General features: G+C 70.3%; 20 protein-coding genes. 3 read left to right on the top strand and 17 right to left on the bottom strand.

From position 1 onward, the window contains the following. Window positions 1-126: 126 nt before the first annotated feature. The 7 genes from ACFYW8_RS24125 to ACFYW8_RS24095 all read right to left on the bottom strand — a co-directional run bounded on the left by ACFYW8_RS24125 (window position 127) and on the right by ACFYW8_RS24095 (window position 8,929). Window positions 127-2,130 (bottom strand): acetoacetate--CoA ligase, encoded by a 2,004-nt coding sequence (locus ACFYW8_RS24125; RefSeq protein ID WP_389079704.1) that lies wholly within the window; start codon window positions 2,128-2,130, stop codon window positions 127-129. Between the two features lie 29 nt (window positions 2,131-2,159). Continuing rightward, window positions 2,160-2,741 (bottom strand): RBBP9/YdeN family alpha/beta hydrolase, encoded by a 582-nt coding sequence (locus ACFYW8_RS24120; RefSeq protein WP_389079701.1) that lies wholly within the window; start codon window positions 2,739-2,741, stop codon window positions 2,160-2,162. Next, a complete protein-coding gene (locus tag ACFYW8_RS24115; RefSeq protein WP_389079698.1) occupies window positions 2,738-4,024 on the bottom strand; it encodes an MFS transporter in 1,287 nt (428 codons plus the stop codon). Before ACFYW8_RS24115 ends, ACFYW8_RS24120 begins: the two co-directional genes overlap by 4 nt. A 98-nt stretch (window positions 4,025-4,122) precedes the next feature. Further along, window positions 4,123-5,031, bottom strand: a complete 909-nt coding sequence (locus tag ACFYW8_RS24110) for a TauD/TfdA family dioxygenase (RefSeq protein ID WP_365877119.1) — start codon at window positions 5,029-5,031, stop codon at window positions 4,123-4,125. 50 nt (window positions 5,032-5,081) lie between these two features. Then, entirely contained in the window at window positions 5,082-6,056 is a 975-nt protein-coding gene (locus ACFYW8_RS24105) for a quinone oxidoreductase family protein (protein WP_389079694.1), read from the bottom strand. A 442-nt stretch (window positions 6,057-6,498) separates the two neighbouring features. Then, on the bottom strand, window positions 6,499-7,551 hold the full coding sequence (locus tag ACFYW8_RS24100) for a 3-keto-5-aminohexanoate cleavage protein (RefSeq protein WP_389079691.1): 1,053 nt from the start codon (window positions 7,549-7,551) through the stop codon (window positions 6,499-6,501). A 376-nt stretch (window positions 7,552-7,927) separates the two neighbouring features. Beyond that, on the bottom strand, window positions 7,928-8,929 hold the full coding sequence (locus tag ACFYW8_RS24095) for an AraC family transcriptional regulator (RefSeq protein WP_389079688.1): 1,002 nt from the start codon (window positions 8,927-8,929) through the stop codon (window positions 7,928-7,930). 158 nt (window positions 8,930-9,087) lie between these two features. On the opposite strand from ACFYW8_RS24095, the gene ACFYW8_RS24090 reads away from it, so the two are divergent. Together ACFYW8_RS24090 and ACFYW8_RS24085 are read left to right on the top strand one after the other, a co-directional pair. Next, window positions 9,088-10,167: a TauD/TfdA family dioxygenase gene (locus ACFYW8_RS24090; protein WP_389079685.1), complete on the top strand. Its 1,080-nt coding sequence runs from the start codon at window positions 9,088-9,090 to the stop codon at window positions 10,165-10,167. Further along, the gene (locus tag ACFYW8_RS24085) at window positions 10,164-11,657 is read left to right on the top strand and encodes a long-chain fatty acid--CoA ligase (RefSeq protein WP_389079682.1); all 1,494 of its coding nucleotides are present in this window, start codon (window positions 10,164-10,166) and stop codon (window positions 11,655-11,657) included. Before ACFYW8_RS24090 ends, ACFYW8_RS24085 begins: the two co-directional genes overlap by 4 nt. A 49-nt stretch (window positions 11,658-11,706) precedes the next feature. Here ACFYW8_RS24085 and ACFYW8_RS24080 read toward each other — a convergent pair whose 3' ends face one another. The 5 genes from ACFYW8_RS24080 to ACFYW8_RS24060 form a co-directional block, all read right to left on the bottom strand. After that, on the bottom strand, window positions 11,707-13,317 hold the full coding sequence (locus ACFYW8_RS24080; RefSeq protein ID WP_389079679.1) for a cation acetate symporter: 1,611 nt from the start codon (window positions 13,315-13,317) through the stop codon (window positions 11,707-11,709). Then, window positions 13,314-13,748 (bottom strand): DUF485 domain-containing protein, encoded by a 435-nt coding sequence (locus tag ACFYW8_RS24075; protein ID WP_389079677.1) that lies wholly within the window; start codon window positions 13,746-13,748, stop codon window positions 13,314-13,316. The genes ACFYW8_RS24080 and ACFYW8_RS24075 overlap by 4 nt, the downstream gene beginning before the upstream one ends. 391 nt (window positions 13,749-14,139) lie before the next feature. Continuing rightward, on the bottom strand, window positions 14,140-14,781 hold the full coding sequence (locus ACFYW8_RS24070) for a hypothetical protein (protein WP_365877135.1): 642 nt from the start codon (window positions 14,779-14,781) through the stop codon (window positions 14,140-14,142). Window positions 14,782-15,294: 513 nt separating this feature from the next. Next, window positions 15,295-15,879, bottom strand: a complete 585-nt coding sequence (locus ACFYW8_RS24065) for a hypothetical protein (RefSeq protein WP_389079673.1) — start codon at window positions 15,877-15,879, stop codon at window positions 15,295-15,297. A 150-nt stretch (window positions 15,880-16,029) separates the two neighbouring features. After that, window positions 16,030-16,485: a MarR family winged helix-turn-helix transcriptional regulator gene (locus ACFYW8_RS24060; RefSeq protein WP_389079670.1), complete on the bottom strand. Its 456-nt coding sequence runs from the start codon at window positions 16,483-16,485 to the stop codon at window positions 16,030-16,032. 122 nt (window positions 16,486-16,607) lie between these two features. Between ACFYW8_RS24060 and ACFYW8_RS24055 the strand changes: the two genes are divergently transcribed. Continuing rightward, window positions 16,608-17,483 (top strand): NAD(P)H-binding protein, encoded by an 876-nt coding sequence (locus ACFYW8_RS24055; RefSeq protein ID WP_389079666.1) that lies wholly within the window; start codon window positions 16,608-16,610, stop codon window positions 17,481-17,483. 131 nt (window positions 17,484-17,614) lie between these two features. Here the strand turns inward: ACFYW8_RS24055 and ACFYW8_RS24050 are convergent, their stop codons facing one another. The 5 genes from ACFYW8_RS24050 to sigK form a co-directional block, all read right to left on the bottom strand. Continuing rightward, window positions 17,615-18,106, bottom strand: coding sequence for a peptidylprolyl isomerase (locus tag ACFYW8_RS24050; protein ID WP_365877143.1), 492 nt, complete (start codon window positions 18,104-18,106; stop codon window positions 17,615-17,617). Window positions 18,107-18,393: 287 nt separating this feature from the next. Beyond that, window positions 18,394-19,911: a glycerol kinase GlpK gene (gene glpK, locus ACFYW8_RS24045; RefSeq protein WP_389079664.1), complete on the bottom strand. Its 1,518-nt coding sequence runs from the start codon at window positions 19,909-19,911 to the stop codon at window positions 18,394-18,396. Between the two features lie 24 nt (window positions 19,912-19,935). Next, the gene (locus ACFYW8_RS24040) at window positions 19,936-20,778 is read right to left on the bottom strand and encodes an MIP/aquaporin family protein (RefSeq protein WP_365877147.1); all 843 of its coding nucleotides are present in this window, start codon (window positions 20,776-20,778) and stop codon (window positions 19,936-19,938) included. Window positions 20,779-21,001: 223 nt separating this feature from the next. Then, the gene (locus ACFYW8_RS24035; RefSeq protein WP_389079660.1) at window positions 21,002-21,748 is read right to left on the bottom strand and encodes an anti-sigma factor domain-containing protein; all 747 of its coding nucleotides are present in this window, start codon (window positions 21,746-21,748) and stop codon (window positions 21,002-21,004) included. Further along, window positions 21,745-22,341, bottom strand: a complete 597-nt coding sequence (gene sigK / locus ACFYW8_RS24030; RefSeq protein ID WP_389079657.1) for an ECF RNA polymerase sigma factor SigK — start codon at window positions 22,339-22,341, stop codon at window positions 21,745-21,747. The genes ACFYW8_RS24035 and sigK overlap by 4 nt, the downstream gene beginning before the upstream one ends. Window positions 22,342-22,599 lie beyond the last annotated feature (258 nt).

The following is a 22,599-nucleotide window of genomic DNA, read 5'->3' as shown; positions in this document are numbered from 1 at the left end:
CGGGACTGGCGGAAGGAGTATCGAATTGCCCGCCGACACAGGCTCTATTGATCGCTGTTGTGTGGTCGGTGATCGTGAATCACGGTGCGGAGGAACGTCCGGTGGTGTGCGGTCGGCGGACGAGGCTCAGCCGGCGGCCGAGGACCGTGACGCTGCCGTGCGCGTCGCGAAGTCCGCGAACCAGGTCAGCATCTCGGGGTGGGTGATGGATCCTTCGCTGCTGACCTCGGAGCTGCGGGCGCCCTGGAGGATGCGCTTGACCGGGACTTCGAGCTTCTTGCCGGTGAGGGTGCGCGGGACCGCGGGAACGGGCACGATCACGTCGGGCACATGGCGCGGGGACAGCCGGCTCCTGATGGCCGCGGCGATCCGCCGGCGCAGGCCGTCGTCGAGCGCGGTGCCCTCGGCGGGCACGACGAACAGCGGCATGAAGTAGTCGCCGTCGGGCTGTTCCACCCCGATGACGAGGCTGTCGGCGACCTCCGGGAGCTGGTCGACGACGGCGTAGATGTCGGCGGAGCCCATGCGGACGCCCGAGCGGTTCAGGGTGGAGTCGGAGCGGCCCGCGACGACGACCGACAGGTCCGTGTCGATCGTGACCCAGTCGCCGTGCCGCCAGATTCCCGGGTAGGTGTCGAAGTAGCTGGCCCGGTAGCGGGCGCCGTCGGGGTCGCCGACGAAGCGGAGCGGCATGGACGGCAGCGGCGCGGTCACCACCAACTCGCCCTGCTCGCCCGTCAGCGGGTGTCCCTGAGCGTCCCAGGAGGCCATGGCGACCCCCAGCGCGGGAGCCTGGATACGGCCCACGCGGACGGGCAGCAGAGGGGTGCTTCCCGCGAGGACCGAGCAGACGTCCGTACCGCCGCAGATGGACTGGAGCCGCACTCCGGGCGTCAGCCGGTCGTTGACCCAGCGCCAGGTGCTGGGCGGCAGGGTCGACCCGGTCTGCAGGACGGTCCGCAACCTGTCGAGTCCGAACATGTCCGCGGGACGCGAGTCCGCCTTCTCCCCGGCGGTGAGGTACGCGGCGCCCAGGCCGACCACGGTCGCGCCGGTCCACTCGGCGATCCGCCAGGCGCCGTCGACGTCGGGAAAGGTCGGGCTGCCGTCGTACAGGATGACGGTGCTGCCGTGCAGCAGCCCGCCGACCAGGAAGTTCCACACCATCCAGCTGGTGGAGGTGATGAAGAGATAGCGGTCGTCGGCGCGCAGATCGACGCCCAGGCCCAGGGCCTTGAGCAGTTCGACCACGATGCCGCCGTGACCCTGCACGATCCCCTTCGGTATCCCCGTGGTCCCCGACGACCACAGGATCCACAACGGGTGGTCGAAGGGCACGTCGGCGAACTCCAGCTCCTCGTCCGCCGCCGGCAGCGTGGACCAGGCGTGCTGTTCGACGTCGGGGCGCCCCGACCAGGGCTCGGCCGGGGCCGCGAAGAGGCTGTCGACGGCGAGGATGTGGCGGACGGTGGGCAGCCCGTCCGCGAGCTCCGCGACCTCCGGGCGCTTGTCGTAGTCCTTGCCGCCGTAGCGGTACCCGTCCGCGGCCACGAGGACCGTCGGCTGCGCCTGGCGGAGCCTCGCGAGCACACTGGGCGTCCCGAAGTCCGGGGAGCAGGCCGTCCACACGGCGCCGACGGCGGCCGAGGCCAGCAGCGCCACGACGGTCTGGCGGAGGTTGGGGAGGTATCCCGCCACACAGTCGCCGGGCTCCACGCCCATGCGGCGCAGGGCCGCCGCGACATCGGTGACCTGCAGGCGCAGATCGTGCCAGGAGATGTCCTCGGGAGTGCCGCCCTCGGTCAGGCAGACGAGCGCGGGGCGGGCGTCCGTTGCCTGGGCGAAGCAGCGTTCGGCGAAGTTCAGCCGGGCGCCGGGGAACCAGACGGCGCCCGGCATGGACGCCTCGCCCAGTACTTCGTCGTAGCCGGAGACCGCGTCCAGCCCGTAGAACTCCCACACCGCCGACCAGAATCCAGCCAGGTCGGTGGAGCTCCACCGCCACAGCTCGGCGTAGTCGGAGAAGTGGAGTCCCCGTACTTCGCTCACCCAGTCCATGAAGCACGCGACGTTGGAGTCCTCCAACTCACGGCGACCGGGGGACCACAGGAGGTCGGTGTCGGTGTTCATCGGCTGCCTTTCTGGGCTGGACGCGGCGTTCAGCCGGTTTCTTCTATTTCGCGGAGCAGTTCCTCCGCGCGCGGCCAAGGACCGTGGCCGGACGCGGGGTTGAGATGGCCGACCTCGCCGAGGTCCACCAGAGCGCTGCCCCAGTCGCGGGCCAGTTCCGTGACCCGCTCGACCGTGCCGAGGGGGTCGTTGGAGCTGACCGCGACGATGCTGGGGAAGGGCAGCGGTGTCCGCGGCACCGGTGTCCAGCCGTTCTCCGCGAGCACCTCGGGCCTCGGATAGCCGTCGGGCAACGGGGTCTCGAAGTCCGGCGGTGTCGCGAGAAGCGCTCCGCGCACCTGTGCCGTGCTTCCTTGGGCCCAGTGGACCGTGGTGATCACACCGGCGCTGTGCGCGACGAGGACGACGGGGCCCTCGATCTCCGAGACCACCTTGTCGAGCGCCGCCACGCGGGCGTCGCGGTTCAGGGCGTCCTCGGTGAGCGGCGGGACCGTACGGACGGTGCGTCCGGCCTCGGTCAGCCGGTCCGCCAGCAGGGTCTGCCAGTGGTCCGGGACATGATCGCGCAGTCCGGGGACGATCACGATCACCGGGTCGGCGGTGGCGCTCACGCGGTCACCACCGCGTCCTCCGGCTCCGGCGCCGGGACCGGTCCGCTCGTCAGGCGGTGCAGATCACGCTCGTAGAAGTGGCGGCCGATCAGGAAGGCGACGGTGGCGGCGACCGCGGCGAGCGGGATGACCCGCAGGGCGCCGAGCAGCCCCATGTGGTCGGCGAGCGCACCGGTGACGGCGGGTCCGGGAGCCAGCCCGAGCAGGCTGTTGGCGAGGGTCAGGGTGGCGAAGGCCGTCGCGGAGATGGACGCCGGGGTCAGGTTGGCCACCATGGCGGTCGCGGGACCGGCCGTGCCGGCGGACAGCACGGCCCCGGCCGCCAGCACGGCGAGCTGGAGGGGGCCGGTCGGCAGCCGGAACGCGGTCATGAGCAGGACGAGGGAGCCGAGGCTGCACGCGATGGCGACGGCCCACTTGCGGATGGGGAACGCCCGGCTGATGCGGTCGGAGACGATGCCGCCGCCGATCATGCCGATGCCGATGACGAGGATGAAGATCCCGGCGGTCGCGCCCGCCTTGGCGGTGGGCATGTGGTAGTAGCGGTTGAAGAAGCTGGGCAGCCAGGCCATGAGGGAGGCGGCGATGAAGAGCTGGAGACCGCTGCCGACGTACGCGCTGATCACCGAGACCGAGGAGAACAGCCGGGGCAGCAGCACGCGCAGCCGGCCGCTCGGTCCGGGATCGGGCTCGGCGTCGGTGGCACCGGCCCCAGGGGCCAGCTTCTTCTCGGTGACGACGAGGCCGTAGACCGCGGCCAGGACCAGGCCGAAGATGCCCATGACGCCGAACGCCCAGCGCCAGCCGAGGTGTTGGGCGACAGCGCCGCCGATCGACACACCGAGGACCGACCCGAAGGCGCCGCCCGCTATGAACGCACCGGAGAGGGTGGCGCGCAGGCCGATCGGGAAGATGCTCAGGACGACGGCGATGCCGACGCTTCCGTACGCGGCCTCGCCTATGCCGACGAAGAGCCGGCCGACGAACATCTGGTCGTAGCTCGCGGAGACCGCGCAGCCGAGGGTCGCCACGCTCCACAACGCCGCGGCGAGCAGCAGGCTCTTCACCCGGCCCCAGCGGTCGGCCATCAGCGACATGGGGAAGGTGAGCAGACCGACCATGAGGGCGACGACGCTGCTGAGCGAACCGAGCTTGGCGTCGGTGAGCAGCCACTCGCTCTTGAGCATGGGGAAGACGGCGTTGAGGACCTGCCGGGACATGTAGTCGGACAGCAGCAGGCCGAAACTGAGGGCGAAGACCACCCAGGCATAACGTCGGGTCACGGGCCATCCGGACGAGGCGGTCGTGTCCGTCTCGGGAATGGATCCAGCAGTGGTGTGCAACTCCATTGTCATCACCTCACGCGCTTGGAGGAACGGGGTCAGAACGGTCTGTCGCCGACGATTCCGGCGCGCTCCATCCGGCGGACGGCGGGCCAGTAGTCCTGTACGGCGTAGTGCTGGGTGGAGCGGTTGTCCCAGATGGCGACACTGTTCGGGGTCCAGCGCCAGCGCACCTGGTACTCCGGGATCGCGGCCTGACCGATGAGGTAGTTGAGCAGGAGGCTCGCGCCGGGAGCGAAGTCCTGCCCGAACCGTATGTTCTCCGGGGTGTGGTAGTTGACGAAGTGCGTGGTGAACGCGTTGACGAAGAGGATCTCCTCGCCGGTCTCGGGGTGGACGCGCACCACCGGGTGCTCCGCGTCCGGGAACCGCTCCTTGAGGGCGTGCCGCTTCTCCTGCGGCATGGCGGCGCCGAACGTGGCCTCGATGCTGTGCCGGGCCCGCAGTCCCCGGATCGTCGTCCGGATGTTCTCCGGCAGCCGGCGGTAGGCCTCGGCCATGTTGACCCAGATCGTGTCCCCGCCGACGGGGGGCCCTTCGATACAGCGCAGTACGGCGCCCATGGGCGGGTTCTCGCGCCAAGTGGCGTCGGTGTGCAGGGCGTTCTCGTAGTGCTCCGCCGGGCTGTCGAGGTCCTTGTAGATCCGCACCAGGCCGGGGTTCTCGGGGTCGCTGCCGGCCACCGGGTGGTCCTCGAGCGCGCCGAAGCGCTCGGCGAAGGCCACGTGTTCGGCGCGCGTGATGTCCTGGTCGCGCAGGAACAGCACCTTGTACTTGAGCAGCAGGGCCCTGATCTCTTCGAACAGATCCTCGTCGCGTGAGGCGTCGCCGAGGTTCACTCCGGACAGTTCCGCGCCGATGGTACAGGTCAGCGGTTCGACCTTGATCGAGCCACGGGTATGTGCGAGGACCGGTGCGCCCTCGGGGGGAGCGAGCGTGTGATCCATGGTGCTTCCTCCTGGAGAGAGTGGAGTTGAACCGCGGGGAGTGGTGAGGATCAGAGGACGAAGACGGACGATCCGGTGGTCTGCCCGGCCTCCAGTTCGCGGTGCGCCTGGGCGGCGTCCTCGAGGGCGAAGCGCTGGTTGACCTCGATGGTGATGCGGCCCGAGGTGACGTGGTCGAAGAGTTCGCCCGCGAGGTCCGCCCGTTCCGCGGGGTCCGCGATGTAGTCGGCGAGCGCGGGCCGGGTGACGAACAGGGAGCCCTGGACGGCGAGTTGCATGGCGTCGATGGGCGGGACGGGGCCGGAGGCGGTGCCGAAGCAGACGAGCAGGCCGCGGCGGCGCAGTGAGGCGAGCGAGGAGGCGTACGTGGTCTTGCCGACGCTGTCGAAGGCCACCGGGACCCCGGCGCCGTCGGTGAGTTCGCGTACGCGCTCGGCCACGTTCTCGGACCGGTAGTGGATGACGTGGTCGCAGCCGTGCGCGCGGGCCAGTTCGGCCTTCTCCTCGGTGGAGACGGTGCCGATGACGTTCAGACCGAGCAGCTTGGCCCACTGGCAGACGATGAGGCCGACGCCGCCCGCCGCCGCGGTCAGCAGGATCGTGTCACCCGCCTTGAGGGGGTGGATCCTGCGGAGCAGGTACGCGGAGGTCAGACCGCGCATGGTCATCGCCGCGGCGGTCTCGAAGGCGATGCCGTCCGGCAGCTTGATCAGCGAGTTGACGGGCATGACCCGCTCGGTGCTGTAGGCGCCGAGCGGACTTCCGGTGTACGTGACCCGGTCGCCCTCGGTGAACTGGGTGACGCCCTCGCCCACAGCCTCGACCACGCCCGCCGCCTCGACGCCCAGCCCGGCGGGCAGCGGCGCGGGGTAGAGCCCGGTGCGGAAGTAGGTGTCGGCGAAGTTGAGTCCTACGGCGTGGTGGCGGATCCGGACCTCGCCGGGGCCGGGGGCGCCGACGACGACCTCCTCCCAGCGCAGGACCTCGGGACCGCCGGTCTCCTTGAATCGAATGGCGTGAGCCACGGGAGCACTCCGTTGTTGGTGTGAGGTGGAAGGGGAGGGAAGGGGCCGCCGGAGCCGGGGGGTCTGGCCCCGGCGGCCGCGTGGCGTGACGAGTCGAGTTGCGCCACGGTGGCCCCGGCCGCGAGCGGCACGCCTGCCGGTACCCGGGCCGGCGAAGGGCGCGGGGCCCCTGTCGTGACCACCGTTGGACCGGTGACCGGTGACCGGTGACCGGCGCATGAGCCTGTGCCGTGGCCGGGTGGCCAGGACGGTGGTCCCTTTCGGGGCCGGGCAGGCGAGGAGGTGATCCTTGCCGTGCCGGCCGATCGGTCGGGACTCCGGTCCTGGCCGTGGCCCGGCGGGCCACGATGCCGGGCCGTGGGGCAGCCGGGCGGACCGTACTGGCGGTCCGTGCCCGGCCGGCGGCCCGGCGCGGTGGTCCGCCGGCGGGTCGGGCGTGGGATCAGGCGTCGCGCAGCATGAAGCCGCGGCGGCCGGGACGGCGGTTCGGCACCATGCCGAGCTGGGCCAGCGTCTCGTCGGCGTTCGCGTACGTCTCGCCGAGCTTGTAGATCTTCCTGGCCTCGGCGCCGGTCGCGATGTCACGGCCGAGCGCCTCGGAGATCTGCACCATCTGCTCGACCTGCTCGACGCTGGACATGCGCTCGCCCTTGCGTCGCCACAGGTTGTCCTCGTTGCCCACCCGGACGTGCGCGCCGAGCGCGATGCCGATCGCGTTCATGGGCGCCACGGCGCGCATGGAGCTCTCGATGGTGAGGACGGCGCCGTCGGGGGCGCGACGGACGAACTCGATGAGGTCGGCCGGGTGACGGCCGGCGAAACCGCCGCCGATCGCCACGTAGTTGAGGATCAGCGGGCCGGTGTGGATACCGGCCCGGATGAGCCGCTCCACGGTTTCGAGCTGGGCCAGCGTGGCGAGCTGGAAGTGCGGCTGGATACCGCTCGCGGCCAGACGCTTGAGGTGCTCCAGGTAGAAGTCCGGACCGGCCTCCAGGTACATGTCCCGGTACGCCTTGTAGTAGTCCGGCTTGGCGATCGAGGTGCCTTCCAGATCGTCGTCGGTCATGATCTCGACGATGTTCATCTGGCTGGTGTTGATCGCGATGGTGACCTGGTCCGGCTTCGGGTCCAGGTCGGCGAGCATGTGGCGGCTGTCGAAGTCCAGCCACTTGGCGTCCGCGCCCTCGCCTTCCGGGGCGAACGAGATGGACCCACCGATCTGCAGGACCATGTCCGGCACGGCCTCGCGCAGGCGTCCGATCAGCTCGTTGAACATGGAGAGCCGCTTCGAGCCCTTGCCGTCGAGCTCACGTACGTGGATGTGGAGCACGGTGGCACCGGCGTTGTAGCAGTCGACGGCCGCCTGCACGTGCTCGTCCATCGTCAGCGGAAGGTCGTCGGCGTCTCCGGGAAGCCATTCGGGCCCGTAGGGAGCGGCCTGGATGACGAGCTTTTCCTGGTTCTCGGGGAACAGTGAGTCGTCGTGGAAGTGCACGGTCCGTCTCCTTCGTCGGATCGGTGATCACTCGCCGGGGGCATCGCCGCGAACTGCGCGGGCCTGGGATGTCCGGCGGGGATCGATGCGGGTCACCGGGTGACAGCGGGCGCGAGGTGGCCCGCTGCGATCGGCCGTTCCGGAGGGAGTGCCGGGGGAGTGGCACGGCTCCCTCCGGCGGCCGACCGCGTCTTCTGTGCGGTGGTGCAAAGGTAGGGCCGGGGTCTGGAGTGTGCTTGCCGTCAAGGGACAGATGATTTGCCATTTGGGGACATCGGTACTTCGGTGCGTCCTGAGGGCGGTGCATGGCCCGGACACCCGTCTCGCCCGTCCCGGCAGTCCCCGTGCGGGAGTTGGGGCGGAGGAGCCGGAGCCGCTACGGAGCGTTGTTGCCGCGCCACGCTCTAGGGCTGCACCCGAACTGCTCACGGAACCAGCGCGAGAACCCGCTCAGCGAGGAGAACCCCAGAAGGTCGGAGATCTCCGTCAGCGAGCGCCGCGGGTTCGCGACGAACTGCTCCGCGAGATGGCGGCGGGTGACGTTGAGGAGCGAGGAGAACGTCTCGCCCGACGCGGCCAGATGCCGGTGGACGGTGCGCCGGTCGACGCCGAGGCTGCGCGCGACCTGCTCGATCGAACAGCGCCCGGTCGGCAGCAGGACCTCGATCAGTTCGCGCACCCGGTCCGCGGCCGTGGTGTCCTTGGGGACGGCGATCGCGTCGAAGTACTGGCGGGCGTACTCGCGCATCAACGGGTCGGCCATGGCGTTGGGCGCGTCGAGGTCGTCGGCGTAGAAGACGATGCCGTCGAGCTCGCGGTCGAACTCCACGATGGGTCCGAACGCGCGCCGGTGCGCCGCGGTGTCCGCCGGCGCGGAATGCCGGAACCACACGGAGAGGGGCTGCCAGCGGGTGTGCAGGAAGTCGTTCAGGATGCGGTGGAACGCGGCGACGGCCAGCTCGGTGGCCTGCCGGGACTCCATCACCTCGCCGAGCCGCAGATCCACCTTCAGCGTGGCCAGCCCGTCCCCCTCGGACAGCCGGGCGTGCAGCACCTCGTTGTACATGTACTGATGACGGATCAGCAGTTCCAGCGCACTGCGCACGTCGGGTTCCTCGCGGACGACCAGGCTGATGGGTCCGAGATTGGAGAAGCGCCGGAACTCCGCCAGCAGGACCCCGAAGTCCTCGTGGCCCGACTCGGCCGCCGACAGTTCCAGCACCTGGACGGCGGCCGTGCCGGAGATCCACCGGTCCTGGACGGTGAGAGCGGCCGTGTCCAGGCCCACCCGCTTCAGCAGCGCCTGCGGATCGATGCCGAGTGAACGGCACAGCTCGACGTAGCCGCTCAGTGCGGCGGTGCGGACCAGGGGTCGCATGTGCACGCTCCAGGAATGTCCCGAAAAGCCAAATCTCCTGTCCCGCCATGGCAAGCATGGCGGTGGTCGAGGAACCTAGCATGACGCCGTTCACCGGCCGGGCCCCTCAGCGGGGACCGCTCGCGTGTGGGTGAACACATGACGGATCGGAGGCGAACATGACAGGAACGACGGACGCGGACCAGGCGCCGCCCACGCCCACGCCCCGCTCGGGCCCCTCGGTGTGGAAGGGCCAGGACCTGGCACACCCCGAGGAGTGGCAGCTGCACCTGTCGGCGTCCGGGCTCGCCGAGATCGACTCCGCCCTGCACGCGGCACGCAGCCGGGATCTCACCCTGCTGAGGCTGGCAGCCGCCGATTTCCCGCTCCCCACCCTCGCCGCCGACCTGGCGCGCCTCGCCGGGGTCCTCGAACACGGACGGGGGTTCGCGATCGTCCGGGGCGTCCCCGTCGAGCGGCTGGGCGAGAGTGCCGCGAGCACCGTCTTCTGGGGCCTCGGCCGGCACCTGGGGCACCCGGTCCCGCAGAGCGCCGACGGACTCGTCCTCGGCCACGTCCGGGACACCGGGCGCAGCCTGAGCGACCCCGCCGTACGCGGCTACCAGACCCGCGAGGCCCTGCCCTTCCACACCGACGGCGCCGATCTCCTCGCCCTGCTGCCGCTGCGGACGCCCCGCAGCGGTGGACGGATCTCCCTGGTGAGCTCGTCCGCGGTCCACAACGCGGTACTGGACCTGCGGCCCGATCTGGCCGGGCGCCTGTACCGCACGTACCACTTCGACCGCCGCGACGAACACGCTCCCGGTGAGCCGCCCTGGACGGCCGCCCCGCTGGTCTCCCGCGCCGACGACCCCTCCGGCGCGCTCAGCATGCGGTACAACCGGTGCTATCTCGAATCCGCCCAGCGCTTCCCCGAAGTGCCCCGCCTGGAGGCGGCGGACCGGGAACTCTTCGATCTCATCGACTCCGTGGCCGCCTCCCCGGAGTACCGGCTCGACCTCGATCTCCGGGTCGGGGACCTGCTCCTGCTCAACACGCACCGGGTGATGCACGCCCGCTCGGCGTTCGAGGACCATCGATCGCCTGAACACAAACGCCATCTGCTGCGCCTGTGGCTGGCCTTCCCGCCGGGACCCGGTAGCCAGGACGCACCCCACTGGGTCACTCTTCGCGATGTGATCCGACCGCGCAGCACCGCCGCGCCCGGCGCGACGAATTCAAGGAGATACCCGGCATGACCAACCTCGTCACCCTCCTGGCCGCCACGGTCGCGGCCCACGGCGAGCGCGTCGCCGTCCGCCACGACGACGACACGCTGACCTACGCCGAACTCGACGACGCCAGCGCACGGGTGGCCGCGCTGCTGCGGGACCGCGGCCTCCTGCCGGGCGACCGCGTCGCGATGACCATGCCCAACGTCCCGCTGTTCCCCGTCCTCTACTACGGCATCATGCGGGCCGGCGGTGTCGTCGTCCCGATGAATCCGCTGCTCAAGGCCCGTGAGGTCGCCTTCACCCTGCGCGACTGCGGGGCACGGATCGCGCTGGTCTTCCCGCTGTTCGCCGAAGAGGTCACGAAGGCGGCGGCAGAGACCGGAACCGACTGTCTGGTGACCGATCCCGAGGCCTTCGACGCCCTGCTGCGCGGCCACGAGCCGATGCGCGACACCCCGGACAGGTCCGACGACGATGCCGCCCTGATCCTCTACACCTCGGGCACCACCGGAACGCCCAAGGGTGCCGAGCTGTCGCACCGGAACCTCGCCAGTAACACCCTCACCACGTCCGAGACCCTCCTGCAGGTCGGACCGGACGACGTACTCTTCGGCGGCCTCCCCCTCTTCCACGCCTTCGGCCAGACCTGCGGGCTCAACACGGCCGTCGCCGCCGGTGCCACGCTGACCCTGCTGCCCCGGTTCGACCCGCGGAGCGCCCTGGAGATCATCGCCCGTGACGAGGTCACCGTCTTCCTGGGCGTTCCGACGATGTACGCGGCCCTGCTGCACGCCGAACTTCCCGAGGGCTTCGACACCGGCCGGCTGCGCCTGGCCGTCTCGGGCGGGTCCGCGCTCCCGGTGGAGGTGCTGCACGGTTTCGAGCGGCGCTTCGGTGCCGCGGTGCTTGAGGGGTACGGACTGTCCGAGACGTCGCCGGTCGCCGCCTTCAACCACCCGGACCGCCCGCGCAAGCCGGGGTCGATCGGCGTGCCCATTCGCGGGGTCGAGATGCGGCTCGTCGCCGAGGGCGGCGGTGAGGTCGAGCCCGGCGGGATCGGCGAGATCGCCATCCGCGGCGAGAACGTCATGACCGGTTACTGGAACCGCCCGGACGCCACCGCGGAGGCGATCCGTGACGGCTGGTTCCACAGTGGTGACCTGGCCCGCGTCGACGAGGACGGCTTCTACTTCATCGTCGACCGCAAGAAGGACATGATCATCCGCGGCGGCTACAACGTCTATCCGCGTGAGATCGAGGAGGTGCTGTACGAGCACCCCTCGGTCGCCGAGGCCGCCGTCGTGGGCGTGCCGCACCCCCTGCACGGTGAGGAGGTCGCGGCGGTCGTCACGCTCCGGCCCGGTGCCGAGGCCACGGCCGAGGAGATCCGCGCCCACACCAAGGAGCGGGTCGCGGCGTACAAGTACCCGCGCATCGTCACGATCGTGGCCGAACTGCCCAAGGGCCCCACGGGCAAGATCCTCAAGCGCGAGATCGTGGTCGGCGGCGAGTGAACCACTGAGAGCGGACGGCTGTGCGACGGTGGCGGAAACCCCGCCACCGTCACCGCTCCCGAGGGCGCGGTCCCGCGAGGATCAGGCTCTCGACACCCTCGTACACCCCCCGTTCCCGGTCCGCCGCGCGGCGGCCGGACAGCAGGCTGCCGAGCCAGCCGAAGGCGAAGCCCAGCGGGATGGACACCAGCCCCGTGGTGGTGAACGGGAACCAGTTGAAGTCGGCGGCGGGAAAGGCGGACGTCGGGGACCCGGACACCAGTCTGGTGCCCGGCATCAGGATCAGGACGGCGAGCGTGCCGCCGATGAGCGTGCTCATCAGCCCGGTCCGCGTATAGCGGCGCCAGAACAGGCTGTAGACCAGAGCCGGGGCGATCGCCGAGGCCCCCACGCAGAAGGACATCGTGGCGAGCGGTTGCAGACTGCGGTGCTGGACGAGCACCGCGAGGGCGATCACGGGCGCGCCGACGACCAGGGCCGAGCCGCGGGCGAAGGCCGTCTCGCGCTGCGGTGACATGGCGGTGTTCCGGCCCGCGAAGACGTCGTGGGCCAGCGAGTTGGCGCAGGCGAGGGTCATGCCGGCGACCGAGGCGAGCAGCGTGAGGAAGATCGCCGTGGTGACCGTGGTGAACACGAGGGACTCCGCCCGGGACACCACGGGGCCGAACGCCGCTCGTGAGCCCAGCAGATAGGCCGTGTGCCCGTGAGGGTCGGCGGCGGTGATGCCGGCCCGGCCGATCATCGCCGTCGCCCCGATCGCGACAACGCCCGCCACCAGCATGAACAACGCCACCGAGGACACCGCCCAGGACATCGAACGCCGCACCTGACGGGCGCTGTTCGCGGTGAACATGCGCATGGTCACGTGCGGCAGGCAGGCACCGCCCAGCACGACGGCGAACTGCGTACTGATCATGTCGAGCCGGGGATGCGGCCCACCGGCGAACTGGAGCCCACCGTGCAGGTACGCGGCCGGTGAGCCGCTTCGCTGGGCGGCTGTGGTGAACAAGGCTCCGACGCTCCAGTGGAACCGGCTCAGGATCAGCAGGGCGACGACGATTCCGGAGCCGAGGAGCACCACCATCTTCAGGAGCTGGATCAACGCGGTGCCCCGCATGCCGCCGATGGCCGCGTAGGTGATCATCAGGGCGCCCACCCCCACGATGCAGCCGGTCTGCATGGAGTTGTCGGAGAAGCCGAGGATGAAGGCCAACAGCTGCCCGGTGCTGGCGAGTTGGACGAGCATCATCGGCACGAGCGCGGCGATCGTGACGCCGCACGCGGTGATCCGTACGGTCCGGCCGGGCATCCTGCGGGCCAGCACGTCGCCCATGGTGAACTTGCCCGTGTTCCGCAGGGGTTCGGCCAGCAGGAACATCAGCACCAGCAGGGACAGCAGTGTGCTGAGAGCCAGCACGACACCGTCGAAGCCGCAGAGGGCCATCACGCCGCCGATGGTCAGCACGGTCGCGGCGGAGATGTAGTCGCCCGCGATGGCCAGTCCGTTGCGCAGCGGGGAGAGCGAGCGGTAGCCGGTGTAGAACTCGGCGAGATCGTCGCTGTCGGGGCCGGTCAGCACGCACAGCAGCAGGGTCACCGTGACGGCTACGGAGAACGCGACCAGGGACCAGGACTGCGTGGAGCCACCGAAGGCGCTCACCGCTCCCGCTCCTGCTCGCCGCTCGCCCAGGGAGTGCTCCGGTTCACGCGGCGTGCGAGGGGATCGACGAAGCGGCGGGCGGTGCCCTCGTAGACGAGCACGGCGAGCCAGGTGGCGGGGATCTGGGAGAGCGCGAGCACCAGGCCGGTCGACAGGCCTCCGGTGACGGGACGGTCCATGAGACCGGGGGCGCCGGCGGTGAGACCGAGGAAGACGGTGAAGCAGCCGAGTACCGCGAAAGTGGTCACGCGCCGTTGCCGGCGGTAGGCGCGGCGCAGGATGCGCAGATCGCGATGTTGCCCGGTCCAGGTGCGGGGTGAGGCCCCGCCGCGTAACGGTTCCCCGGCGGGGTCCGGGACACGGCCGGGCGGGGAGTCGTGCTGTCCGTGCGGCGGTCGCGCGGGACGCGGGGCGGAGCTGTCGTACGACATGCCGGTCTCCTGGTGGGGGTGCGGGCCCGGCGTACATGGACCGCGGGACGGTGGGGGACGGCTCGGGTCCTCGCACGCTATTCGGCCCTTCGGCCCGTGCGAAGGGCTTTCCTTCAAGTGCCTGGTCGGAAGGTGTCCATGCCGCTGACCTCGTCTGTTGTGGGTGAAACCGCTGTTGCGTCGTGCGCTTCGAGTGAGGGGTGTGGCAAGGGTGACCGGGACGTTCGGCGCGCGCGGAATCGTCGCCCACCCAGCCGCGGGGTGGAGCGGCGAGGGTCTGCGCGGTGCTCGACGAGGTGGTTCGCGCGGGGCCGGCGCGGTGCCAGTGGCACCCGTTTCCGGACGGATCGGCGGTCATGCCCGTACCGGGTCAGCCGTGCCCGTACGGGGGTCAGGGAGAGTCGCTGAGTTCGTTCAGCGGTGTCCCGTGCGCCCAGCGTCTGAGGCGGGAACCGTCGATCAGACGGACTCCGCCCTGCCGCCGCGCCCACTGGACGTCACGCCGGGTGAAGTCCCCGCGGTGCACCACGAGACGGAGCGGCGGGCCGGGGCCGCCCGCACGTCCCGGACGAGAGGGCGCGTCCTCGTCGGGCAGCGGCTCGGCCACGGGCCGGAAAGCGACCTCCAGACGATGCCCGCGACCGTCCCGCGCGCGGACACGGACGCGGTCCTCGGCTCGCCGCGGAGGGAGCACCCGCCAGCCGTCCCGGCGCAGCATCCGGGACACGGCCAGGGCCAGCCCCGCCGTGTCCAGTTCCGCCAGTTCCTCCGGTGTGTAGAAGCCGAGGCGCCGACGGGCCGGCGGACGGTGCCGCCGTACCGCGGCCGGGGTGGCGACGGCAAGGACGACCAGCGCGCCGAGCGGTACGGCGATGCCGGCCACGCGATAGCCGACGGCGAGGCCCGCGACGATCGCGCACAGGGTGACGACGACCGCGGCGAGGGCCGGCAGCACCTCACGAAGCAACGGCCCGTACTGCCCTTCCGCGCGCAGCCGGCGGACGGCTCGCCGCCGCTGCGCACGTCCCGACAAGCGTTTCCCTGGTGTCCGCCCCCTGGGTGTCACTCGGGCCAGCTCCCCCCAACCCCCGCGCGCTTCGGCGTGTGCGGGAAGGGGCTACCCCTCGCGGGCGCGTCTGCCCCCTGGAGCACGGGATCCGGCCACGAATCCGGCTGAACTCTTTCGCGGTCCCGCGACGCGTGGGGCACGATCGGTTCCGGTGGCCGCGGTGTCCTGTGCGGCGGACCGCACAGGGAGCAGGGGCGTCGACGCGACCACCGGGCGGTGGCCCTCTCATTCCTCCAGCCGACGGGGCGTCAGAAGCCGTCTGAGCAGAGCGCGGTGGGCGGTGTGCAGCGGCGGATCCATCGTCGCACCAACTGGTGCACTACTACTTCCGCACGATGGACGACCTGTTCCCCGCGCTGTTCCGGCACCGCGCGCAACAGGGCATGGAGCAGCAGGCCGAGGCGCTCTCCTCCGGCCAACCGCCGCGTGCGCTCCGGGAGTCCAGCACCGATCCGGCCGGGGCCGCGCCGGCCGTACTCACCCCGGTGCGGCGCTGTCGCCCGGAGGTCGGCGGAGCAGGTGCAGACAGACGACCGAGGCAACGACGGTCCGCCGTTCGGAGGCGTCCAGGCGGGAATTCGTCTCGACTACGTACCGCTCCAGTCCGAGCCACGCGTCGCCGGAGCTCACCGTGACCCGGCCGAGTATCTCGGGCTCCGGGCTCCGTCTCGGATCGGTCTCCGTAAGAAGCCATTCGGGGGACATGTGACCCCAGCGTGTGAGGAGGAGTCGGCGTCCCTGTTCCGTCTGAAGGGTCAGCCGTAGGGTCTTCATCACTGCAGGGGTGACGGCGGTGCCGACCTCCAAGTCCGCGCCGTCGGTGAAGTGGAACCGCACCGGTCCCAACTGGCCGAACCAGGAACGCCTCTCGATACGGACGATGCACTCGCCGGACGTGTCCGTGAGGAGGGAGCGCGTGTCGTCGGTGTGGGTGACCTGGGCGAGCAGGGTTCCCTCCACGGTGGACACGGCCAGGGCGGGACCCTCGTACCTGCGCCATCGTGAACGCTCCGGCTGTCCCACCACGACGGCTTCCAGTTCGAACAGACCAGGTTCCGTCATCGGTCTTCCTTCCCCCGCCACGGCTTCCCCCTCGATCGCGTACGTCCACTGTGACGGAGAAGCTGCCCGACGCCCATCCCTCGGGCGGAGACCGACGCCACGCGATGGCGCCAGGGACGATGACATTCTGTCAGGAGTTATGAGTGATCGTCAGGTGATGGCGGAGTCGCCGTGGTCGATGGGCCCGCTCAGTAGCTCGCTCGCCGCCCGGTTGACCTTCGCCAGGGCGTTCAAGAGGCATTCGCGTTCGGTTTCGGTGAGATCCGCGGTGACCTTCTCCTCGATCAACCGCCGTTCCGCTTCGACCGGTTCCTGCAGCGCACGCCCCGCGTCGGTGAGCCAGAGCCGGACGAGGCGGTTGTCCCGGTCGTCACGACGACGGGCGAGCAGCCCGGCCGTCGTCATCCGGTCGGCCATCTTGACGACGGTGGGCGTCGTGACGTTCAGGGCGGCGGCGACCTCGCCGGGCGTCCTGCCGTCCCGTTCCCACAGCGCTGCGAGCAGGTGGTTCTGTCCGACGTGCAGACCATGGCGTCGCATGGCCGCGTCGGCCAGGGCCCGGAGCACCTTCGACGTTCTGCCGTGCAGGTCCAGGAACTCCGGCATCGGTGCCTTTCGGTGTTGTGCGGGAGCGGCTGCCTGAGCCGCGAGCAAGTCGATTGACGGCTAATTATTCACCGGCTAACGTTCCGGGCAACTCGTTAGACGGCAAACGACTTTAGGGAATCATGATGATACTGGTCACCGGTGCCACCGGTGCCACCGGGAACATCGGACGTGAACTCACCCGTGAACTCGACGCGAAGGGCGCGAAGTTACGTCTTCTCGTCCGCGACCCCGCCCGCGCTGCCGGACTGTCCGACCGCGCCGAGCGCGTCGTCGGCGACCTGGGGGAACCCTCGACACTGCCGCCGGCCTTCGATGGCGTCGACAAACTCTTCCTGCTCACCCAGGGCATCGGCACCGACCACACCGCCGCCGCCGTCGCCACCGCCGAGGCCGCCGGGGTGAGCCACATCGTGCACGTGTCTTCCCTCCACGTCACCCTTGTCCCGCTGCCCGCCATGGCCCGCTGGCACCACGAACGCGAGGAGATCGTCCGCGCCTCGGGAATACCCGCCACATTCCTTCGGCCCGGCGGGTTCATGACCAACGCCTTCGACTGGCTGCCCACCATCCGCGAGGGAAACCACGTCCTCGACCCGGTCGGCCCGGGCCGCTACGCGCCGATCGACCCCGCGGACATCGGCGCGGTCGCCGCGCTCGTCCTCACCGAGGCCGGCCACCAGGGCGAGGAATACGTCCTCACCGGCGACGAGACGTTCACCGTCGCCGAACAGGTCCGCGTCATCTCCGGGACAGTCGGCCGCGACATCAAGGTCCGAGAGGTGACCACACCGGACGAGGCCGTACGGTTCCGCTTCCCCGACGGAGCGCCCCAGGAACTCGCCGATGCCATCACCGAGGGCTTCAACCTCATGCGCGCCGACACCGTCGGGTTCCGGACGGACACCGTCGAGCGACTGCTCGGACGCAAGCCGCGGACGTTCGCGGACTGGTGCGCGCGTAACGCCGAGGCGTTCCGCCGGCCTGAAACCTTCTGAGCCGAGATCGAGATCTTCTTCTCGCCCCCGGACTTCGCCCCGCCGGAGCGTTGCCCGAAGGAGGCGGCGGGTGGTGCACCGCCGCCTCCGTCAGCACTGGTCCGTGGGGGTGGCCCCTGCTGCCGGACCGCTCAGACGGTGCCGCAGTCGGAGATGACGATCTTCTTCGCAGTGCGGCCGGAGTCGCTGCCGAGCGCCTCGATCGTCTTCACGACGTCCATGCCCTCGACGACCTCGCCGAACACGACGTGCTTGTTGTCCAGCCAGCCGGTGACGATGGTGGTGATGAAGAACTGCGAGCCGTTGGTGTTCCGGCCCGCGTTGGCCATGGACAGCAGACCCGGCTTGGTGTGCTTGAGCGTGAAGTTCTCGTCGGCGAACTTCTCGCCGTAGATGCTCTTGCCGCCCGTGCCGTTCTGGCGCGTGAAGTCGCCGCCCTGGAGCATGAAGTTCGGGATGACCCGATGGAACGGCGAGCCCTTGTAACCGAAACCGGGTGCGCCGGTGGCGAGCTCACGGAAGTTCCGCGCGGTCTTCGGGACGACGTCGTCGTAGAGTTTGAACTCGATGCGGCCCAGCGGCTCGCCGTCGGCGGTGACCTCGAAGTAGACGTTCTCGCTCATTGCTCTGCTCCTCATGGATGCGAATGTTCGCCCCCGAGCATAGAGAGCCTGAGGTGGTGGGCGCGTGACCGGGGGTGATCATTCGGCGTGTGGCCCGGAGGCACGGACGGGTGGGCCGCGGGTGGGACTCGCCCCTCGAATCGCCGGGGACACGGCTGTCACCGGCGGGCCTGCCCGGTTCGCGACTGCTCATGAGACCCCACGGGGGCGCGTTCAGCCCCTGACGCGAAGCGAGCCAGGGGCTGAACGCGGTGCCCTTCGGCCACCCGTGTGATCGACGGGCCGGTCTATTCCACTTTCGCCCAGTCGAGCGTGCGCTCCACCGCCCTCTTCCAGTCGGCGTACCCCTGTTGACGCCGGTCCTCGGACCACTGGGGCTCCCAGCGCTTGGACTCCTGCCAGTGGGTGCGCAGTTCGTCGGTGTCCTTCCAGAAGCCGGTGGCCAGACCCGCCGCGTAACAGGCGCCGAGCGCGGTGGTCTCGGCGACGACGGGACGGCTGACCGGTACGCCCAGGACGTCGGCCTGGATCTGCATGCACAGGTCGTTGGCGGTCACGCCGCCGTCGACCTTCAGCACGTCGAGATGCACTCCGGAGTCCTGCTCCATGGCCTCGACGACATCGCGGCTCTGGTAGCAGATCGCCTCCAGGGTCGCCCGGGCCAGGTGGGCGTTGCTGTTGAACCGGGCGAGACCGACGATCGCGCCGCGGGCGTCGGAGCGCCAGTACGGGGCGAACAGGCCCGAGAACGCCGGGACGAAGTACATCCCGCCGTTGTCCTCCACGCTGCGGGCCAGCGTCTCGCTCTCGGCCGCGTTGGTGATGATCTTCATCTGGTCGCGCAGCCACTGCACCGCGGATCCGGTGACCGCGATGGAGCCTTCCAGCGCGTAGACGGCGGGACTGTCGCCGAACCGGTAGGCGAGGGTGGTCAGCAGGCCGTGCTGCGAACGGACCAGCTCCGTACCGGTGTTGAGGACCAGGAAGTTGCCCGTGCCGTAGGTGTTCTTGGCCTCGCCGGGCGCATAGCACACCTGGCCGACCGTGGCCGCCTGCTGGTCGCCGAGCACCCCGGTGATGGGGATGGGGGCGCGCAGCGGCCGGGAGGTGCGCGTCGTACCGAACGCCTCGCGGTCCGACGAGGAGTTGATGCTGGGCAGCATGGCGCGCGGCACACCGAAGAAGCCCAGCAGTTCGTCGTCCCAGTCGAGGGTTTCGAGGTTCATCAGCATGGTGCGGCTGGCGTTGGTCACGTCGGTGGCGTGGATGCCGCCGTCGGGGCCGCCGGTCAGGTTCCACAGGACCCACGCGTCCGTGTTGCCGAAGAGGGCGTGGCCCTGTTCCGCCGCTTCGCGGACGCCGTCGACGTTCTCCAGGATCCACTGGATCTTGCCGCCGGAGAAGTAGGTCGCCGGTGGCAGCCCCGCCTTGCGGCGGATCACGTCACCCTGGCCGGAACGTTCCAGGGCCGCGGCGATGGAGTCGGTCCGGGTGTCCTGCCACACGATGGCGTTGTAGTACGGACGGCCGTTGCGCGGGTCCCACACGACGGTGGTCTCCCGCTGGTTGGTGATGCCGATGGCCGCCAGGTCCTCCGCGGTCAGGTTGCTGTGCCGCAGGGCGTTCTGGATCACCGAGTTGGTGCGTTCCCAGATCTCCACCGGGTCGTGCTCGACCCACCCGGAGCGCGGGAGGATCTGGGCGTGTTCCAGTTGATGCTTCGCCACCTCGTTGCCGGCGTGGTCGAAGATCATGAATCGGGTGCTGGTGGTCCCTTGGTCCACCGCGCCCACGAAGTCAGCCATGGGTTGCCGCCTCTGCTGGGGGTGTCAGTCCTCGGGAACCGGGACGCGTCCTGCGGGTTCGGGCTCGGCCGTCGGCAGGAACCGGCCGATGAAGAGCTTGTAGATGCCTGCGCCGAGCACACCACCGATCAGGGGGCCGACGATCGGCACCCAGAAGTAGAAGTTCCCGTACTGATCTCGCCATGCCCCTCCGTATCCCGTGAGGAAGCTCGCCAGCCGGGGACCGAAGTCACGGGCCGGGTTGATCGCGTAGCCCGCGAGGGTGCCCCAGGCCATTCCGATGCCCACGACGACCAGGCCGATGATGAACGGGGCCAGGTTCGCGCCGGGCGGGGTGTTGAGCAGGTCCGTGATGGCCATGATCAGCAGCAGCAGAATCGCGGTGCCGATGATCTGGTCGCGGAACGCGCCCCACTCGTGGACCGGCAGGTTCGGGTTGCCGTTGGCGGGCAGTGTGGAGAACACGCCCTGGGTTTTGATGGTGTGGCCGGGGTCGGCCTTCGCCAGCGCGTCCGTGTAGTTCCAGCGCACGATCAGCGCCGCCACGAAGGCGCCGAGGGTCTGGGCCACCACGTAGGGCGCCACCCTGCGCCACGGGAATCCCCTGAACGTTGCCAGGGCGACCGTCACCGCGGGGTTGAGGTGCGCGCCGCTCAGCCGTGCCGCGACGTAGACGCCCATGATGACGCCGATACCCCATGCCCAGGCGATGCTGTCGTGGTTTCCCAGACCGCCCGGTGGCGTCGTGAGCGCGCCGCCGGCGACCACCTGGGCCACCACGCCGCACCCGAAGAGGATGAGAATCATCGTGCCGAGGAATTCGGCGGACATTTCGCCGATCAGCCCCGACTTAAGCCGCCCAACCATGGAAGCCCGCTTCCCGCCGGTCCAGGACCGGCCGTTGACCGCCGCCCGAGCCCTCCCTCACATCAGCATAGGATGATCAAGAGTGAACCGCATCAAAAAGATAAATATCCTGTTTTGATACTCCTTGCGAGGGGTGGTGCCCGGTCGTGATGAGCGGTGCCCGGTCGGGTGAGCGGTGCGTCGGTCCTCCCCCTCGGCGTCGTCGGCGCGGACACGGGACGCGTCAGGCCGGCACCGTGACGATGCCGAGAGGCTCGCTCGTCGGCTGCTGTGATCCGCCCGCGGGTTCGGCCGTGATCCCGACGGCGCTGACGTCGTCCAGGGATCCCTTGAGCAGCTGCGCGTGCCCGCCACCCGAGCCGGGGAACAGGCCTGCCGGGCGAAGGCCGCCCGCTTTCTCGGCATACCAGAGTTCGTACACCTGGTCGTCGCCGAGGCGGGGCAGGTCCGAGGCGATGAAGGCCGCCCGGCCCTGCGCGCGGGAGGCGACCACGCTGATGTCGGCCCCGCCCCCCAGCTTCCGCGTGCTGATCGTGGCGTCACGGGCGGTGAGGATGTCGGTGAGGGTGGAGGCCTCCGCCTTCCTGGCCGCGACTTCGGCGCGCGCCTCGTCCGCCTGGGTGTGCTGCCATGTGGCGAGGCCGCCGAGCGCCGCCGCGAGTGCCAGACATGCGGCCAGGGCCACGCGCAGCGCCCGCTGACGGACCGGAATCCTGCGCGGACGTTCGCGCGCGAGGTGCTCCTGACGCGTGTGGGCGATCCGGTCGATGACACGCCGGCGCAGTTCGGGCGAGGGGTCCGCTTCCTCCGCCGAGGCCAGTCGCAGCGTGACCTCGGACAGCTCCGTCACCTCGTCCCGGCACGCGGCGCAGCCGGCCAGATGGTTCTCGAAGGAGGCTTCCTCGGCGGCAGGCAGGGCGTGCAGCACGTATGCGCCCACGAGCTCGTGCGGGTCTTCGGCGCCGGTCATCGCCTGGCCTCCAGACACCCGCGGAGCAGGCGCAGCCCGGCGCGCATCCTGGACTTCACGGTGCCCGCCGGAGTGGCCAGACAGGCGGCCACCTCCAGATAGGTCATGCCCTGGTAGTAGGCGAGCACCAGCGGTACGCGTTGATGCCGCTCCAGGGCGGCAAGGCAGCGCCGGACGCGATGGTGGTCCTCGTGCCGTTCCACGGCCTCGGCCACCTCGTCGAAGGGCCGGTCCTCCGCGAGCAGCGCGCTGCGCCGTTCGCGCGCCGTACTGGCCTGGACGTACCGGACCCGGTCGACGGCCCGTCGGTGTGCGAGCGTGAGGACCCATCCCCGGGCGGTTCCGAGTTCGGGGCGATAGCGGTCCGCGGTCCGCCAGATCTCCACCATCACGTCCTGCGTCACCTCCTCGGCCTGCGCCTCGTCCATCAGCACACGGCAGATGAGGCCCTTGACCGCTCGCGCCAGGGCGTCGTAGACATCCGCGAACGCGTCGTGGTCGCCCTCCGCCACGCGTTCGAGCCGGGCGTCCAGCCACGCCTCCGCCGAGGAGTGCCGTCGCGAACCGTGTCCGTCCTGGCCTGTCTTGGACATCGCTCACAGAATCCGTCCGTTGCTTCCTTCTCGCCTGGCCCGTCGGGCTCGACCCTGCGTCGCGGCGCCCTCCTCCGCGGCACGACGGGGCCGTTCGCCGACGGTGTGCGCCCTGGACGCCGCGCCGAGAAGGCCGCGGCGTCCGGCGCCGTCCGGAGTCGAGGAGGCGATGGGCGTCGACACCGTGTATCCGTAGCCGCCGTACCCCGCGTATGAGCCGGGGGTGCCGCGAAGTTCCCAGGCCGGAGGCCGTCGGCC

This window comes from Streptomyces sp. NPDC002742 (assembly GCF_042888885.1).
Lineage (GTDB): Bacteria > Actinomycetota > Actinomycetes > Streptomycetales > Streptomycetaceae > Streptomyces.
Note: the sequence above shows the minus strand (reverse complement) of the source record. Positions and strands in the feature narration are given on the sequence as shown.

What these genes read in the sequence shown, in the direction of transcription:
- ACFYW8_RS24125 (WP_389079704.1), bottom strand. Translation starts at nt 2,130, where the DNA reads ATGAACACCGACACCGACCTCCTGTGGTCCCCCGGTCGCCGTGAGTTG.
- ACFYW8_RS24110 (WP_365877119.1), bottom strand. Translation starts at nt 5,031, where the DNA reads ATGGATCACACGCTCGCTCCCCCCGAGGGCGCACCGGTCCTCGCACAT.
- ACFYW8_RS24095 (WP_389079688.1), bottom strand. Translation starts at nt 8,929, where the DNA reads ATGCGACCCCTGGTCCGCACCGCCGCACTGAGCGGCTACGTCGAGCTG.
- ACFYW8_RS24090 (WP_389079685.1), top strand. Translation starts at nt 9,088, where the DNA reads ATGACAGGAACGACGGACGCGGACCAGGCGCCGCCCACGCCCACGCCC.
- ACFYW8_RS24085 (WP_389079682.1), top strand. Translation starts at nt 10,164, where the DNA reads ATGACCAACCTCGTCACCCTCCTGGCCGCCACGGTCGCGGCCCACGGC.
- ACFYW8_RS24075 (WP_389079677.1), bottom strand. Translation starts at nt 13,748, where the DNA reads ATGTCGTACGACAGCTCCGCCCCGCGTCCCGCGCGACCGCCGCACGGA.
- ACFYW8_RS24065 (WP_389079673.1), bottom strand. Translation starts at nt 15,879, where the DNA reads ATGACGGAACCTGGTCTGTTCGAACTGGAAGCCGTCGTGGTGGGACAG.
- ACFYW8_RS24060 (WP_389079670.1), bottom strand. Translation starts at nt 16,485, where the DNA reads ATGCCGGAGTTCCTGGACCTGCACGGCAGAACGTCGAAGGTGCTCCGG.
- ACFYW8_RS24055 (WP_389079666.1), top strand. Translation starts at nt 16,608, where the DNA reads ATGATGATACTGGTCACCGGTGCCACCGGTGCCACCGGGAACATCGGA.
- ACFYW8_RS24050 (WP_365877143.1), bottom strand. Translation starts at nt 18,106, where the DNA reads ATGAGCGAGAACGTCTACTTCGAGGTCACCGCCGACGGCGAGCCGCTG.
- glpK (WP_389079664.1), bottom strand. Translation starts at nt 19,911, where the DNA reads ATGGCTGACTTCGTGGGCGCGGTGGACCAAGGGACCACCAGCACCCGA.
- ACFYW8_RS24040 (WP_365877147.1), bottom strand. Translation starts at nt 20,778, where the DNA reads ATGGTTGGGCGGCTTAAGTCGGGGCTGATCGGCGAAATGTCCGCCGAA.
- ACFYW8_RS24035 (WP_389079660.1), bottom strand. Translation starts at nt 21,748, where the DNA reads ATGACCGGCGCCGAAGACCCGCACGAGCTCGTGGGCGCATACGTGCTG.
- sigK (WP_389079657.1), bottom strand. Translation starts at nt 22,341, where the DNA reads ATGTCCAAGACAGGCCAGGACGGACACGGTTCGCGACGGCACTCCTCG.